The sequence below is a fragment of the Thermomicrobium sp. CFH 73360 genome, from assembly GCF_023806465.1.
In the GTDB taxonomy this organism is placed as follows: domain Bacteria; phylum Chloroflexota; class Chloroflexia; order Thermomicrobiales; family Thermomicrobiaceae; genus Thermomicrobium.
Genome location: NZ_JAMSLS010000001.1, coordinates 426,543 through 440,468 on the forward strand (window position 1 = coordinate 426,543; position 13,926 = coordinate 440,468).

The following is a 13,926-nucleotide window of genomic DNA, read 5'->3' on the forward strand; positions in this document are numbered from 1 at the left end:
TCGATGAGAACGCACACGCTTTTCCTTGACCTTCCTGCTGCGCTCGTCGAGGCGTTGCTCGCAAGGACCCCAGCTCTGGCCCGCTCGGTGGTCGCGCAGCTTGAAGAGCGCACAGCACGGCGAGCCGAGCTCCGGGATCAGCTGGCTGCTCTGGGGTTACTTGCGCGGGTTGACGACCTTCCAGCGGTCCCAACGCCCACGAGCTGCGGGATTGACGGCTCCGTCGCCGTCGAGCGGCTGCTGGCGCATGACCTCCTGGTCGCAGGCGCATTGGCCGTCGAAGGATTAACGCCCCCTTCAGAGCAACGCTACTGGCCTGAGCCACGCCATGCCGTCTGGGTCAGCCTCGAGCCGCACTCCGACGCAAACGACCTCTTGACGCGCGCCATGATGGCTGGACTTGAAGTCGAACTCGCCGTCCAGGCCCCGCATGACGTCGTCCTTCTCGACGGTTCATTGGCGACACCCCTGATCGCCTTCGATCAGGCGGCTCGGGCGCTGGCAGCACAAGTTGAGCAGCCTGCAAGCGCCGAACACTTCTGGGACAGCCTACCGCAGCGACTTGAACTGCTGCTTCGCTTGCTGGATCCACCAGATCACCGCCAAAGCTGGGTGGGCATCCCAAAGTACACAAGTCGACGGGAGGTGGCGAGTCTCCTTGGTGTCAAGGACAAGATCGATGACCGTGCCCTCCTGACGTCCCTTTTGGAGCCAGGCGAATACACGCGTCCCATGCCACTGCGCCAGGCGCGTCGTCCACATGGTTTCGGCATCTCAGTAATACCCGCCCACTACCGCGCCCGGACTGACCACCTTGTCCACAAGGTGCTCCAGCGTGTCGACACGTTACAAGCCGTGTACACCCGCCCCCACCGCTGGTTGCCAGCGCTTCGCATCGAGCTCCCCAGAGCGACCGCTACCGACCATCAACGCCTGGCTTCCGTCCTTGAGGTCGTACGCTTCCAGAGCAGCACGGGAGCACTTTTCGAGCCGTTCCCACTTTTCCTCGCCGATCGGATGATTCGCCACCTGCGTCGAGCGACACGCGCCTTGCGTCATGCCGTGCGCGAAGCTGCCTCCCGCGAGTATCCTGTGTTCGAAGAGGTCTTCCTGGCACTGGAGAGTTACCGGAGCGAGGCGTTCCGCTCACCATGAACGGCTCAGCGCTGCTCACCGTTGATGGTATTGAGCCAATCGGTGTCGTCGGTTCCCCGTCCTCGACGGGACAATTGACTCTGGAACTTCTCGATGCGGCGACGCGTCGCAAGCTTGTCGGGGAACTGGTCCTTCTGCCGTTCTTCCAAGACGATCGCCGCCACTACGCACTCGGGCAGATCACCGAAGTTGAACTGCGCAATGTGTGGCATGAAGATCCGACCATTCGCAGTCTCGTCCGGCAGCGTGGTCGCATTGATGCCGTCAGTGAGCGGCAAGACACTCATCGCGGGATCCTCGAAGTCAGCGCGGTATTCTGCGAGGAGAATGGACACTTCCTTCCCTCAATGCTCGGTACCGTCCCGCCAACCGGTACTCCGATTTATGCGGTGACTGACGACGTGCTCGGGCAACTGCTCGCCCATGCCCGTGAAGATCTCTTCTATCTTGGTCATGTGTACGGCTCTGGTCCGAAGCTGCCGCTCTGGTTCAAGCACTTTGGGATTGGTCCGCGTGGTGCCGGCGAGGCGTACCACCTCGGGATCTTCGGCAAAACCGGTTCGGGGAAATCCGTCCTTGCCAAAATGCTACTCGTCGCCTACGCGCGTCATCCGGAAATGGCAATCCTCATCATCGACCCACAAGGCGAGTACAGCAAGGACCTGCGTGGGCAACCAGCCCCAGGTCAATTCCTCCTGCCGCTACGCGATCTACTCGAGGAACGGCTCCAGCGAACGACTGTTGTCATGTCCGTGCGGGACTTGATCCTGGATCAGTGGGAACTGTTCGAAGAACTCCTCACCACATCGGAGTTCTTCGACAAACTCACGTTTGGCGCCCGCGAAAATCGTCAACTCGCTGCCCGGGAACTCGCCCAACGCCTTCGCAAGCAAGGGCTTGCCTTAACGGCCCTACACGAGCCGAGAAGTTTCCAGCTTGTCTGGCAGATCCTGAGCGACGAGCAGGTGCAACGCGTTTTCTACCGTTCCGCTGAGGCTCGCACGCGTTTCCAGTGGGCTCTGAGGAACGCCGACCGTGATGAACTCTATCACCACTCCTGGCGGCCCCTCACCTTACTCTTTAATGACCGGCAGAACACTCGGGCACGAACGATCGCACGTATAGTCAACGGCTTGTTCCGACCGCAAGATCGCTTGATCATTGCGCTCGACCTCTCGGGGACTGATCGCAGTGGGCAGAACGATTCGGTCCTTTGGAACGAGACGATTCAAGAGATTGTTATCCGACGTCTCCTCGAAGCAATCCGTGTTGCAGCCGAGCAGGCCTACCAACAGTCACAAAACCTGAATACTCTTATCCTCATCGACGAGGCCCATCGACTCGCTCCGTCTGGCTATCTTGATCCGGATACTCCCCGAGCCCAGATTCGCACCTTGCTCAAGGACGCAGTCCGAACAACTCGGAAGTACGGGGTGGGCTGGCTCGTCATTAGTCAGACGCTGGCCAGCCTCGATGCGGAGATCATCTCACAGCTTCGCATCGCCTTCTTTGGTTATGGTCTGGGACTTGGTCAGGAATACCGCGCGCTCGAGAGTTTCGCCGGTGGTGACGAACATGCGCTCACACTCTACCGGCTGTTCCGGGATCCACATTCGAGCTTTGCCCCCACGAGCCGTGTGTACTCGTTCATGACCGTTGGCCCCGTCTCCCCACTCTCCTTTGCCGGCACCCCGCTCTTCTTTAACGCGTTCACGGACGTTGAAGAGTTCCTGACGGCGAACGGCCTCACGCTACCGACGCGAGCGCTCGCCCCCTGAGTCGGCCAGCCAGGCAACAGCCGCCTATCGCCGGAGCTCACACCGCCCTGCTGCCACGAGTTCCTTGACGGGTGTCGCCACGCCCGCTCCACCGTCCATCGTGATTGTCCGCGGAATGAAGCGGCGCAGCCGCAGCGAGTTCGTCACAACGAAGACGGAGCTTAGCGCCATCGCCAGCCCGGCGAGCATGGGGTTCAAGAAACCAGCCGCTGCAACGGGGATGAGGATCGTGTTGTAGGCAAAGGCCCAGAACAAGTTCCAGCGGATCGTCGCCATCGTGCGCCGGGCGAGCTCCAACGTCACAAGGAGACCGCGGAGGTCGGGGCGAACGAGGACAACGTCGCCGGCCTCGAGTGCAACATCCGTCCCGCTTCCCATTGCAATCCCAACGTCCGCCTGCGCAAGCGCTGGAGCATCGTTGATGCCGTCACCGACCATCGCCACGACCTGTCCTGCTTCACGAAACTCCTGGACAACTGCTACCTTCTGATCAGGCAAAATCTCAGCTCGCATCTCGTCGATGCCCACTTCGCGAGCAATGGCTCGCGCCGTCCGCGCGTTATCACCAGTCAAGAGCACCACCCGTAGGCCGCGCTCACGGAGCGCTCGCACCACCGTTGCCGCCTCAGGACGGGGCCGATCGGCCAACGCAATCAGCCCGGCAAGTCGCCCGTCGATGGCAACAAAGACCACCGTCTTCCCGGCTGCTTCGAGCGCGGCCGCTTCCTCTTCACCAGGTGTGACAGCCACACCACGCTCCCTCAGGAACCGTGCCGTCCCGACGAGTATCGTCCGTCCGTCGACCAGGGCGCTCACGCCTTGCCCAGGTACCGCCTCGAACTGCTCGACCGCTATGCCTACTGCTCCCTCCAACGCATGGACGATCGCCCGCGCGAGCGGATGCTCACTCCGCGACTCGACCGCCGCGGCGAAACGCAGAACGTCCACGCTGCCCCACCCCGAGAGCGGGACAATATCCGTCACGCTCGGAGCACCAACCGTGACCGTACCAGTCTTGTCCAGTATGACTGTCGTCAGGCGCTCGATCCGCTCGAGCACATCTGCTCGCTTGAGCAGTACTCCAAGCTCCGCGCCCCTCCCTGTGCCGACCATGACCGCGGTGGGGGTTGCTAGTCCCATGGCGCAGGGACAGGCGATCACGAGGACAGCGACAGCCGGGAGTAGCCCATGCAGCGGATCACCCGTGGCAAGCCACCAGGCACCAAAGGTCAGTAGCGCCACGAGAATAACACCCTGCACGAAGACGCTCGCCACACGGTCAACGAGCGACTGGATCGGCGCCTTCGACCCCTGTGCCTCTTGCACCAGCCGCACGATCTGGGCCAGCACCGTCGCGTGCCCCACTGCCGTCGCCTGCAGCACAAACGAACCCGTCGCATTGAGCGTTCCGCCCCAGACCCGGTCACCCGGCTGCTTTTCGACCGGTAGGCTCTCGCCAGTCAGCATGCTCTCGTCCACCGTCGAAGTTCCTTCGACCATGATTCCGTCTACGGGAATTCGTTCACCTGGACGAACGATAACGAGATCACCTGGGCGCACCTCACGCACTGGGATCTCGACCTCGATTCCACCGCGCCGGACGCGCGCCGTCTTCGGCTGAAGACCCAACAACCGGCGCACCGCTGCCGACGTCTGGCCGCGTGCACGCGCTTCGAGATAGCGGCCAAGCAAGATCGCAGCGATGACGACTGTGGCAACGTCGTAGTAGTAGTGCGCCCCATGTCCATGATCCGTCAAAAGCACTTGCATCGTACTCGCGAGCGACGAGAAGAAGGCCGCACTGGTACCGAGGCTCACGAGTGTGTCCATCGTGAACTGCCCATGCCGGAGACTCCGAAGTGCTGTCAGGTGAAATCGTCGACCGAAGTAGCCCCATACCGGCACGGTCAAGGCGAGCAGCAAGAGTCCTACCCATGGGAAAGAGGGCATGAGCATGCTCACCGTCACCACCGGTACAGCAAGCGCCCAGGCGAGGCTCACGTCCCGCCGCAGTCGTGCCAACTCACGCGCTCGCCGCTGCTCGGCCTCGTCAGACACCTCTTCCAGCGGTATCTCGGTTGGGACAACTGCCGCCCGATATCCAGCCTCCTCAACCGCCCGCAGCATCTGGTCGATGCTCGCCCGCGTTGGGTCAAAGCGCACCAACGCTCGCTCACTTGCCAGGTTGACCATGGCTTTGTGGACACCAGGAACCGCGAGAAGTGCCCGCTCGACACGCCGAACACACGACGCGCAGGTCATTCCCTCAATCCCGAACTCCACCGTCGCCTCGCTCACTTCGCTGACAGGCGGCTCGCTGCCGAGCGGGCTGGCGTGGTAGCCAGCTCGTTCGACGGCGGCGAGAAGCTCGTCGAGGGCGATGTCGGGTCGCGCCAGCTGAACGACAGCCTCCTCCGTGGCCAGGTTCACACTTGCTTCGGCTACACCTGGCACGGCCGTGATCGCCCGCTCCACGCGCCGCACACAGGACGCACAGGTCATTCCCTGAATCGCGAGCCGTATCGTCGTCGGCCGCTCCATTGGGCGCTCTGTTCGCTCGCTCATTCTCGTCCCCCGAACCAGGTCAGCTCACGCTCCGGGTGAAGCGCTCGATCGCTTCGGTCAGCTCTTGGATCGCCGCCTCTTTGTCCTCGGCGTTCAGGACACAACCACGGATGTGGTCCTCCAACAGCACCAAGCCGATACTCCGCGCCGCGGCAATCACTGATGAGAGCTGCACGAGAATATCGACGCAGTAGCGATCATCTTCCACCATGCGGATGATGCCACGCACCTGCCCTTCCATCCGGCGCAGGCGAGCAAGGATGCGTGCCTTGTCAGCACGATAGGAATCGACTCGCCGTTCGCATTCCCGCTGTTCGCGCTGTTCCTCCATAGATGCCTCCACATACCCCTCCAGGGTATCTCTGTTGCAGGATACACCTTTGATCCACTGCCCGACAACACGGCGCACAAGACCCTACCATCGTATCGGTACCGGCTGATCACTCCGGACGCGAGGAAAGAGACAGACTCTCTGCCCCACCACGTCGCAGACGAACGAGGAATCAATGACCACCGCTAGCGGCAGCGCCCAGGAGAGCGCACTGTTCGATCCGCTGATGGGTGGAACACCTTACTGTTCGGTCCTGCAAGGAACGCCGAAACGGCGCAGCGAGCAAGACATGAGTTCCCGAGAGATGAATCACTCTGCCGCGAACTTGCCACCCTCACTTGGAGGGAAGGATGAAGGGAGCGGCATCCGACCACTCGAACGCACCTGAGAGCTGCCCTCGTCAGGGGAGGAGGCGCAATCCTTCTGGCACAATCTCGACGCGAGTACCAAGTTCGGCACACAGGCGACGCATCCGTTCGGACAGGCGTGCTGCCCGGATCGGATCGGGGCGGCGAGCCTGAAAGTCGGCGATAATGGTCGGGACCAGCTGAATCTCACGGAGCATCGTACCATCCATTACCACCGTAAAGACGAATGACTCGTCATTCCGTTCGATTTCATCCACCGCGTAGTCATCGACGAAGTCGCCACAACTATAGAGAATCGCTCCCCCACCGTAGAACTCTACTCCACGCGTGATGTGTGCGCTGTGCCCGTACACGATGCGCGCTCCCGCTTCGATCAGCGCACGCCCAACCCGCACATGCTCGGGAAGTGGTCGCTCACCCCAGTTCGGACCCCAGTGATAAGAGACGATGACGAGGTCATGGCTCGCAGCGGTTTGGCGAACAAGTTCGCAGAGTGTTTGAAAACGCACGTCCCCGGGGTCACAAGGCACAAAAAACACGCCTGGGCTTTTCGGCTCCGCTTCCCAGTCCGGCTCGTTGTCCGTCGCGGCGAGAAGGGCACAGCGTATACCGGAGACGACAAAAGCAGCTGGTCGCCGTGCCTCCCGTGCGTCGCGCCCGGCACCAGCATGAGCGATCCCAGCTTCATCCAGGGCATCGAGCATCTCCTTAAGCGCCATGTCGCCAAAGTCGAGCACATGGTTGTTGGCAAGCGAAACGGCCGTGATCTGGGCTGCCGTCAGCACGGCGACGTTCTTGCGGTCGCTCCGAAAGACGAAAAGTTTTCCTGGCCAAGGCTCACCACGGTCAGAGAGGACGCATTCGAGGTTCGCAATCCGCGCATCAGCCGAGAGGAGCACCGGTAGCACATCGCCCCAGACATAGGATGGCGGCACGTCGCGCAGCACCCGGTTGACGAGCCGTCCGAGCATTACGTCGCCAATGAAAGCGAGCCGGATCGACGAGCGCACCATCGCCGGATATCTCACTTCAGCTTCCTGGCGGCATCAGTCCACGCAGTTCCAAGGTTTCTACCACGCCCCGCACGTGGTCAATCACACGGACGGCGTGCTGATTCGTGTCTGCGACGAAGACCCGATCGCCAGCGACAGCGAGCCCGCCCGGCTCCCAAAATCGGGTGCGCTCGAGCGGCCCATCCTCATGACCTGGATGTCCGTCGCCAGCCCACGTCATGCACGTCCGCGTTGTGGGATCAAGACGCTTTACCTTGTGATTGTACGTATCGGCGACCAGGAGCTCCCCGCCTGACCAGGCAACGTCGAGCGGGTGCTGCAAGCGCACCGCATCGCCCGTCCCATCCCGATCGCCGAAGTCGAACAGACCAGTCCCAACGAGCCGCCCGACTTTCGGGTTCGGGGTCCCAGGCAGATCGACCGTTCGGACTGCGCTCGCCTCCGGACAGGCAACGTAGAGGATGTGTCCATTGCTGGTCAGACCAGAAGGCTGAGCAAACCAGGCACGGTCGAGCGGCCCGCCCTGAATCCCTTCCATACCGGAGCCGGCATAGGGCTGAAAGAGACCCGTGGCCAGATCCAATGCCCAGATCTGGTGACTGCCGGCCATTGCGACGAACAGGAAACCGTCTCGATACCAGAGCGCCCATGGCGAGCGAAGATCGAGTTGGCGCGCTGGACCAGCGCTTGGGAAACCATGCCCTAAGCGTCCCGTTCCGGCGATCGTCTCGACGACACCCCGTGCCAGATCGACGCGACGGATCGCGTGGTTGCCGCGATCAGCAACAAAGCAGAAATCGCCGTAGAGAAAGACCCCCTGCGGTTCGCAGAAGCGCGCCTCATCGAGCGAGCCATCGCGCAGACCGGGTGTTCCATCCCCGATCACCTGGTAGACTGTCCCGTCAAGTGCCGCTACCACCAACCGGTGGTGCCCTGTATCGCTCACCACGAGCCGATCACGCGCCTCGCTGACAGCGAGCTTCCCCGGAAATGCGAGTGGCGTGCGCGGGCGCTGCTCAGGCGCCAGGAAATCGAGCGGGCTTGCTGCTGTCACACCGGCGCGGGCGAGCAGTTGGGCAACCGCCCGCACCAGGCTCTCAACCGGTATCTCCCCCTCGTGAACCCCGAGAATACGACCATCAGGGCCGACAAAGACGAGCGTCGGCCATGCCCGCACGGCATACCTCCTCCAGAGGAGCAACTCCGGGTCGTGCACGACCGGATGCGTGATGTCCTCGCGGAGGATCGCTTGCCGCACGTTTGCCGGCTCACGCTCGTTCGGAAACTTTGGCGAGTGAACACCGATGACGACGACCTGCGCCGGATACCGCTCCTCAACCGCCCGCAACGCGGGCAGGACGTGCAGGCAATTGATTCAGCAGTATGTCCAGAAGTCGAGAATCACCAGACGTTCTTGGAGATCAGCCAGCGTTAACGGGCGCCGCACATTGAACCAGGTGAGTCCGGAAGGAAAGTCTGGGGCCCGTACTGGACCGTACGCATCATCCCACCGCCGCATGACGGTCCTCCCCGAAACACTCATTCCGCAGTTATCGGGTCGATCATACCAACCGTGAATCACCCTGAGCCGGAACGAGGCGAACGTCACCATAAAATCGGCACGCCGCAGCACACAGATAATGGCAGATTGTCGCCGGTCCTAGGACCCCTGGGTCAGGCCGGTCGAGATCACAATCGAGTTGTGTTTGTCGTCGTGGCATGTGGCACATGGGCTCCTCTGAAGACCATAACCAGCCGTAGTACTGAAATGGAGTCAGTGGGCACCCGCGTGCCCTGTGCGATAGGAGCCCGGTAACATGGCCTGCGAGTGTACGAGACCGCTCACGAGTCGCTCCCCTCTAAGGGAGGGAAAATACCTGCTGTTGTGGCCACCCATGCTCCACACGGCGCAGAAGATTCGGAATGCAGCGAACCAGCTCGGCCTCACAGTGAAGGATGCGGCCGACCAGACCTGCGTGGTAGTCGAATTCTTAACGGGAACCACCCGGGAGACTCTCTTGCGTCGCCTGACTCATCTACTCACCGAGGAAGAGCTCGACGCCACACAAGCCCTGCTGAGCTCAAGCGTTTCGCTCTCAATTAGCGACGTCCCGAGGGTACGGTCGCTTCGCCGTCTCATCGCCGCTTTCGAGCATCAATGGTTCGAGCGAGTGATCAGAGAGGGACAGCTGACTTCTGCATTCCAACCCATCGTACAAGCGGGATCACATCAAGTTGTCGGTCATGAGGCACTCCTGCGGGCCCGATTGCCGAACGGCGAGGAAATTTCTGCAGCTTGACTCCTCGCCGCTGCCCGAGCACTTGGGCAATTGGTCCAGCTCGACGTTCAAGCTCGTCTAGTCGCATTGGAGCGTGTCGCACAACACTCCCTCTCCGGGCTGGTGTTTATCAACTTCAGTCCCACAGCTGTTTACGATCCAGCGACCTGCCTGCGCGCAACTTGGCAGGCTGCCGAACAACTGGATATTGATCCGTCACACATCGTGTTCGAAGTCATCGAAACAGAGTCCCTCACCAACCTGCGTCATGTGAATGACGTCTTAACCGAATATCGGCGGCATGGTTTTCGCGTTGCATTAGACGATATTGGGTCAGGCTATTCGAGCCTCGTTTGGCTGAGTGCACTCCAACCGGACTTCGTGAAAATTGACCGACAGCTCGTTCAAGGGGTCAGTGAAGACCCCGTTAAGCAGGCGATCACGAGTAAAGTGGTGGACATGGCTCACCACATCGGAGCGATAGTCATCGCCGAAGGCATTGAGGAAGAGGAGGACGCACGCAAGAGCGAGGAGTTCGGGGTTGATCTCCTCCAAGGATACCTCTTCGGCCGTCCGCGCATTCTTGACTGAAGTTGCGGCACAATAAGCCTTACCCCGACCCGTGCTTGTCCCAACCGGACAATTCGCTCTCTGAATTCTACTCTCTTCCCCATACCGATCCGTACCCAGGCCTGTGGCCGAGAGGAGTCAGTGCCCACCGAAACGCAGCAACGGTCTCTCGAACTCTGGATCCGTTATCCGGCCAATGATCGCGTCATCACCCTTTCTGCCGTCTGGTGTCAGTGACTACCAGAGGCCCGTTAGACTTGGGTCATCAGAGGGGATAGCGACGAAAGCGACCACGCTTGGTCACTATCCCAGATAGCCAGCGCTCTGCCCCGATGGATGACCGGCAGGTGCATTACCGTACCCTGATAATGCCGGATCCGCCCCCTTGACAGCCCCCCCGGAGTCTCGGCTAGACTCCGTACGTGCGGTCCACCTCACGACGGTGCCCCGCTCTGTCACCCACCGTCAGGCTGGATACGCCCGGGCGTGGCTGCCCCCGTGACTGCGCAGCCATTGGATCAACCATGGAGGGATTGTATGAGTACCGAACTTTTGCTGGGCGATCACTATTTCGCCCAGAGTAGGAAGCTCTTTGAACGAATTAGCCAGACAATTGCTGGCGGAGAAAGCTCTTACGCGCGTTTGAAGAAAGGTCTTGAACTCTGCTTCTCCCACGGTGAGGGTTCCCACTTCTGGGATGTCGATGGCCACGAGTACATCGACTACAGTCTGGGTTACGGTCCCCTCATCTTCGGTCATAAGCCACGGCGCGTGATCCAAGCCGTCATCGAAGCGATCGAACGATACGGCACTCTCGCAACCTTCCCCTATGAACTGGATGCCGAAGTCGGCGAGCTGTTTACCGAGCTGGTGCCAGGGGTCGAGCTCCTGCGGTTCGCCAACTCCGGTACCGAGGCAACAATGGCAGCTGCCCGTCTCGCTCGCGCCTACACCGGTCGGCCGAAGATCGTCCAGATGGAGGGGGCCTACCACGGCTGGGCCGATACCCACCTGTGGTCGAGTCACCCCGACGTATGGCGCCCGCAACTGCGGCCCTACAGTCCGCGGCCAATTCCCGGTTCGCGAGGCATCCCCGAGGTCTATGGCGACGCACTCCTCATCGCGCAGTACAACGAGCGTGAGAGTCTGGAGCGGCTCTTCCTGGAGCATGGGCATGAGATCGCTGGTGTCCTGGTCGAGCCAGTTCAATGCAATTCCGGTGTGATCCTTCCCGAGCCTGGATACCTGGAGTTCCTCCGCGAAATCACCCGCGCATATGGCGCACTGCTTATCTTCGATGAGGTGATCACCGGCTTCCGCCTCGCACCAGGGGGAGCTCAGGAGCGGCTCGGCGTGATTCCAGACATCGCGACCTATGCCAAGGCGCTGGGAGCCGGTTTCCCAATCGCCGCCTTCGGCGGTTCACACGAAGTGATGCAGCTGGAAGCAACGAATCAGGTGATGCATGGCGGTACCTACACCGCCAATGTGCTCGCGCTGGCCGCTGCTCGCGCGGTTCTGACCGAGATGAAGACACGACGTCAGGAGCTGTGGGCCATCCTGGACGGCTTTGGTGAACGCGTCCGGGAGGGGCTTCGCGAAGCCTGTGAAGCAGCGGGCTTGCGTTGCATCGTCCAAGGGATTGGCCCGGTGTGGCACATCTTCTTCGCCAAGCCAGATGCCCCCGCGCTGGATCGGATCCGCAACTATCGCGAGGCTCATGCGTACACAAGTATTGATATTTACGATCGATTCCACCGTGCGATGCTCAAGCGCGGCATTTACTTCCACCCCTATCACCTGGAGCGATGGTTTCTTTCCACGGCCCACAGCGAGGCCGATGTGCGAGCGACACTGGAAGCTGCGCATGAGGCTGCGCTCGAAGTGGCGCGCTCGCTCCGTGAACAGCCGGTAGCTGATCCGGCCACTCTTGCTATGCCGGGTATCGCGCAGTGAGGGATTGCACCATTGTGAGGAGAACAGCGAGCGGGCGGGTAATCCCCGCCCGCTCTGTTTTCGGTTCCAATCGCAATCGTACTATACACGCTGCTTCTGGAAGTACTCGCGGTTCTTCTGCAGGTAATGTCGCCACTGTTCAGGGAGGTCGTCCTCGAAGTAAATCGCCTCGACGGGGCAGACTTCAGCACACACTCCGCAGTCGATGCATTCGTCTGGATTAATGAAGTACTGCTCTGCCTCCGGATCGGACTTGATGCAGTCGACGGGGCACACTTCGACACAGGAGGCATCCTTTACGCCGATGCAGGGCTCTGCGATCACGTATGTCATCGGTGTTGCTCCTCCGCCTTCCGTCTCTGTACGCCGTCGCGGGCGCGCGCCAACCGCCGTTGGTTGTGCAGCAAGTGTACTCTCGTGAGAACCCGAAAACAAAAACGCGAGGCACAGCAAGAAGCCCCGCGTCGCTCACCACAGCCACGATTACCGCGGGATCTCCCCCCGCGAGTAAAGCCACTTGACGAAGCGCAACCGATTCCACTGCTTGCGCGAATCCATGTACTCGATGTAGGGGTACATGTCCCGCAGCTCACGCAGGCGAGCAATCTGCTCGGGCGTAAAGCCCAGCTCTTCGAGCCACATCTGCTCGCGCTGCTCTTCGGGGCGCGGCGTCAGTGCCTTAAAACCTGTCATGACCCGCCTCCCTGTACACGCGCCCCCCGCGCGGTGTCGAGTCGCCACCAACAGGAGAAACTCGGACGACTCGCACCAAAAGTATAGCATACTGGACAACCGAACAGCGATCAGGCCTCTCCTTCAGCCGTCTCGGCGACTTCCTGCCCCTCTTCGCGCTCAACAAGCAGCGCCCGCCGCTCGAGCCGCTTGCGCCGCCGCTCTTCCTTCTTCTTGCGCGGCTGAGCTTGCGCCTTCTCCAAGCGGCGCATGTAGCGTTCAACTTGCCCAGCCGTATCAACAATCTTCTGTTCGCCGGTAAAGAACGGATGGCACTTGGGGCACAGCTCAATGCGCAGGACCGGCTTCGTTGAGCCCGTCGTCCATGTATTGCCGCACGTGCAAATCACCGTTGCTTGGGGATAGTATTGTGGATGAATTCCCTTCTTCATGCGACTGTACTCCCTGCCACAGCTGGCTGTGCCTGGACGACTGGCGCAGGATAGACGCTCACCCGCCGCTTGTCGCGCGAGATCGGCTCGAACTTTACAAAGCCATCGACCAGCGCAAAGAGCGTGAAGTCACGACCAATCCCCACATTACGACCCGGGCGAAAGACGGTTCCCCGCTGCCGCACCAGCACACTTCCAGCATGGACAAACTGTCCGTCGAAGCGCTTTACGCCGAGCCGCTTGGCACGACTGTCACGTCCGTTCCTTGTCGAACCGCCACCCTTCTTATGCGCCATCGTTGTCCTCCAATCATCACTCAGGATGCTATGCCGAGCTCGATCGCCTCCACCTGGAGCCGCGTGTAGCCCTGACGATGCCCAGTCTTTCGGCGATAGCGCGTCTTCGGCTTCATCTTGAAGACGATCAGCTTTGGGCCCTTGACCTGGTCAAGCACTCGCGCCACAACCCGAGCGCCCGGCACGACTGGCTGCCCGACTGTCACTGCCCCGTCCTTTTCGACGAGCAGGACGTCATCGAGTGTGACCTCTTGCCCGGGCTCAACCGGGAGCTTTTCGACTTCGACGATGTCGCCGACGCGCACTCGGTACTGTTTGCTACCCGTTCGGACGACCGCGTACACGTCTCTTCCTTCCCCAAGGGCAAATACGTCCCAGCGTGTGGGTGTGCCCACCCACAGAGTTCAAGCCTAGCGTGCTCTGAGCGCCACGTCAACTTTCTGGGTGTCGCGTCATCCTCAGCCTGGGGAGCACGTCCAGGGCTGCGCTGG

Annotated in this window: 15 protein-coding genes and 1 pseudogene; 6 read left to right on the forward strand and 10 right to left on the reverse strand. The window is 61.1% G+C overall.

The annotated features are described in order from the left end of the window. Positions 1 to 3: 3 nt before the first annotated feature. Complete coding sequence (locus NET03_RS01865) at positions 4 to 1,155, forward strand: DNA double-strand break repair nuclease NurA (RefSeq protein ID WP_252127190.1); 1,152 nt, start codon at positions 4 to 6, stop codon at positions 1,153 to 1,155. Then, complete coding sequence (locus NET03_RS01870; protein WP_252127191.1) at positions 1,152 to 2,933, forward strand: ATP-binding protein; 1,782 nt, start codon at positions 1,152 to 1,154, stop codon at positions 2,931 to 2,933. Before NET03_RS01865 ends, NET03_RS01870 begins: the two co-directional genes overlap by 4 nt. A gap of 24 nt (positions 2,934 to 2,957) precedes the next feature. On the opposite strand, the gene NET03_RS01875 is transcribed toward NET03_RS01870, so the two are convergent. Then, positions 2,958 to 5,498 (reverse strand): heavy metal translocating P-type ATPase, encoded by a 2,541-nt coding sequence (locus NET03_RS01875; RefSeq protein WP_252127192.1) that lies wholly within the window; start codon positions 5,496 to 5,498, stop codon positions 2,958 to 2,960. A 19-nt stretch (positions 5,499 to 5,517) separates the two neighbouring features. Next, positions 5,518 to 5,829: a metal-sensitive transcriptional regulator gene (locus NET03_RS01880; RefSeq protein ID WP_252127193.1), complete on the reverse strand. Its 312-nt coding sequence runs from the start codon at positions 5,827 to 5,829 to the stop codon at positions 5,518 to 5,520. A 175-nt stretch (positions 5,830 to 6,004) separates the two neighbouring features. Between NET03_RS01880 and NET03_RS01885 the strand changes: the two genes are divergently transcribed. After that, positions 6,005 to 6,217, forward strand: a complete 213-nt coding sequence (locus NET03_RS01885; RefSeq protein ID WP_252127194.1) for a hypothetical protein — start codon at positions 6,005 to 6,007, stop codon at positions 6,215 to 6,217. Between the two features lie 12 nt (positions 6,218 to 6,229). Here the strand turns inward: NET03_RS01885 and NET03_RS01890 are convergent, their stop codons facing one another. From NET03_RS01890 to NET03_RS01900, 3 genes are read right to left on the reverse strand one after another with little or no spacing between them, the layout of a single operon-like run. Further along, on the reverse strand, positions 6,230 to 7,210 hold the full coding sequence (locus NET03_RS01890; protein WP_252127195.1) for a CapA family protein: 981 nt from the start codon (positions 7,208 to 7,210) through the stop codon (positions 6,230 to 6,232). Between the two features lie 16 nt (positions 7,211 to 7,226). Further along, complete coding sequence (locus NET03_RS01895; protein ID WP_252127196.1) at positions 7,227 to 8,558, reverse strand: NHL repeat-containing thioredoxin family protein; 1,332 nt, start codon at positions 8,556 to 8,558, stop codon at positions 7,227 to 7,229. A gap of 27 nt (positions 8,559 to 8,585) precedes the next feature. Then, positions 8,586 to 8,729, reverse strand: a complete 144-nt coding sequence (locus tag NET03_RS01900; protein ID WP_252127197.1) for a thioredoxin domain-containing protein — start codon at positions 8,727 to 8,729, stop codon at positions 8,586 to 8,588. 376 nt (positions 8,730 to 9,105) lie between these two features. Between NET03_RS01900 and NET03_RS01905 the strand changes: the two genes are divergently transcribed. From NET03_RS01905 to NET03_RS01915, 3 genes and pseudogenes are all read left to right on the forward strand, one after another. Continuing rightward, positions 9,106 to 9,510, forward strand: coding sequence for a hypothetical protein (locus tag NET03_RS01905; RefSeq protein ID WP_252127198.1), 405 nt, complete (start codon positions 9,106 to 9,108; stop codon positions 9,508 to 9,510). A 15-nt stretch (positions 9,511 to 9,525) separates the two neighbouring features. Next, positions 9,526 to 10,080: pseudogene (locus NET03_RS01910) on the forward strand (EAL domain-containing protein); the annotation flags it as partial. Between the two features lie 516 nt (positions 10,081 to 10,596). Beyond that, positions 10,597 to 12,015, forward strand: a complete 1,419-nt coding sequence (locus tag NET03_RS01915; protein WP_252127200.1) for an aspartate aminotransferase family protein — start codon at positions 10,597 to 10,599, stop codon at positions 12,013 to 12,015. A gap of 81 nt (positions 12,016 to 12,096) precedes the next feature. On the opposite strand, the gene NET03_RS01920 is transcribed toward NET03_RS01915, so the two are convergent. The 5 genes from NET03_RS01920 to rplU form a co-directional block, all read right to left on the reverse strand. Continuing rightward, complete coding sequence (locus NET03_RS01920) at positions 12,097 to 12,348, reverse strand: 4Fe-4S dicluster domain-containing protein (protein ID WP_015922371.1); 252 nt, start codon at positions 12,346 to 12,348, stop codon at positions 12,097 to 12,099. A 150-nt stretch (positions 12,349 to 12,498) separates the two neighbouring features. Then, a complete protein-coding gene (locus NET03_RS01925) occupies positions 12,499 to 12,708 on the reverse strand; it encodes a hypothetical protein (protein WP_252127201.1) in 210 nt (69 codons plus the stop codon). Between the two features lie 110 nt (positions 12,709 to 12,818). Beyond that, a complete protein-coding gene (gene rpmE, locus NET03_RS13695) occupies positions 12,819 to 13,139 on the reverse strand; it encodes a 50S ribosomal protein L31 (protein WP_252127202.1) in 321 nt (106 codons plus the stop codon). After that, complete coding sequence (rpmA, locus tag NET03_RS01935) at positions 13,136 to 13,435, reverse strand: 50S ribosomal protein L27 (RefSeq protein ID WP_252127203.1); 300 nt, start codon at positions 13,433 to 13,435, stop codon at positions 13,136 to 13,138. The genes rpmE and rpmA overlap by 4 nt, the downstream gene beginning before the upstream one ends. Before the next feature lie 20 nt (positions 13,436 to 13,455). Continuing rightward, positions 13,456 to 13,779, reverse strand: a complete 324-nt coding sequence (gene rplU / locus NET03_RS01940; RefSeq protein ID WP_252127204.1) for a 50S ribosomal protein L21 — start codon at positions 13,777 to 13,779, stop codon at positions 13,456 to 13,458. Positions 13,780 to 13,926: the final 147 nt, after the last annotated feature.

Excerpts from the sequence above, each read along its gene's own strand:
- NET03_RS01865 (WP_252127190.1), top strand. The coding sequence starts at position 4 with ATGAGAACGCACACGCTTTTCCTTGACCTTCCTGCTGCGCTCGTCGAG.
- NET03_RS01870 (WP_252127191.1), top strand. The coding sequence starts at position 1,152 with ATGAACGGCTCAGCGCTGCTCACCGTTGATGGTATTGAGCCAATCGGT.
- NET03_RS01875 (WP_252127192.1), bottom strand. The coding sequence starts at position 5,498 with ATGAGCGAGCGAACAGAGCGCCCAATGGAGCGGCCGACGACGATACGG.
- NET03_RS01880 (WP_252127193.1), bottom strand. The coding sequence starts at position 5,829 with ATGGAGGAACAGCGCGAACAGCGGGAATGCGAACGGCGAGTCGATTCC.
- NET03_RS01885 (WP_252127194.1), top strand. The coding sequence starts at position 6,005 with ATGACCACCGCTAGCGGCAGCGCCCAGGAGAGCGCACTGTTCGATCCG.
- NET03_RS01890 (WP_252127195.1), bottom strand. The coding sequence starts at position 7,210 with ATGGTGCGCTCGTCGATCCGGCTCGCTTTCATTGGCGACGTAATGCTC.
- NET03_RS01900 (WP_252127197.1), bottom strand. The coding sequence starts at position 8,729 with ATGCGGCGGTGGGATGATGCGTACGGTCCAGTACGGGCCCCAGACTTT.
- NET03_RS01905 (WP_252127198.1), top strand. The coding sequence starts at position 9,106 with ATGCTCCACACGGCGCAGAAGATTCGGAATGCAGCGAACCAGCTCGGC.
- NET03_RS01915 (WP_252127200.1), top strand. The coding sequence starts at position 10,597 with ATGAGTACCGAACTTTTGCTGGGCGATCACTATTTCGCCCAGAGTAGG.
- NET03_RS01920 (WP_015922371.1), bottom strand. The coding sequence starts at position 12,348 with ATGACATACGTGATCGCAGAGCCCTGCATCGGCGTAAAGGATGCCTCC.
- NET03_RS01925 (WP_252127201.1), bottom strand. The coding sequence starts at position 12,708 with ATGACAGGTTTTAAGGCACTGACGCCGCGCCCCGAAGAGCAGCGCGAG.
- rpmE (WP_252127202.1), bottom strand. The coding sequence starts at position 13,139 with ATGAAGAAGGGAATTCATCCACAATACTATCCCCAAGCAACGGTGATT.
- rpmA (WP_252127203.1), bottom strand. The coding sequence starts at position 13,435 with ATGGCGCATAAGAAGGGTGGCGGTTCGACAAGGAACGGACGTGACAGT.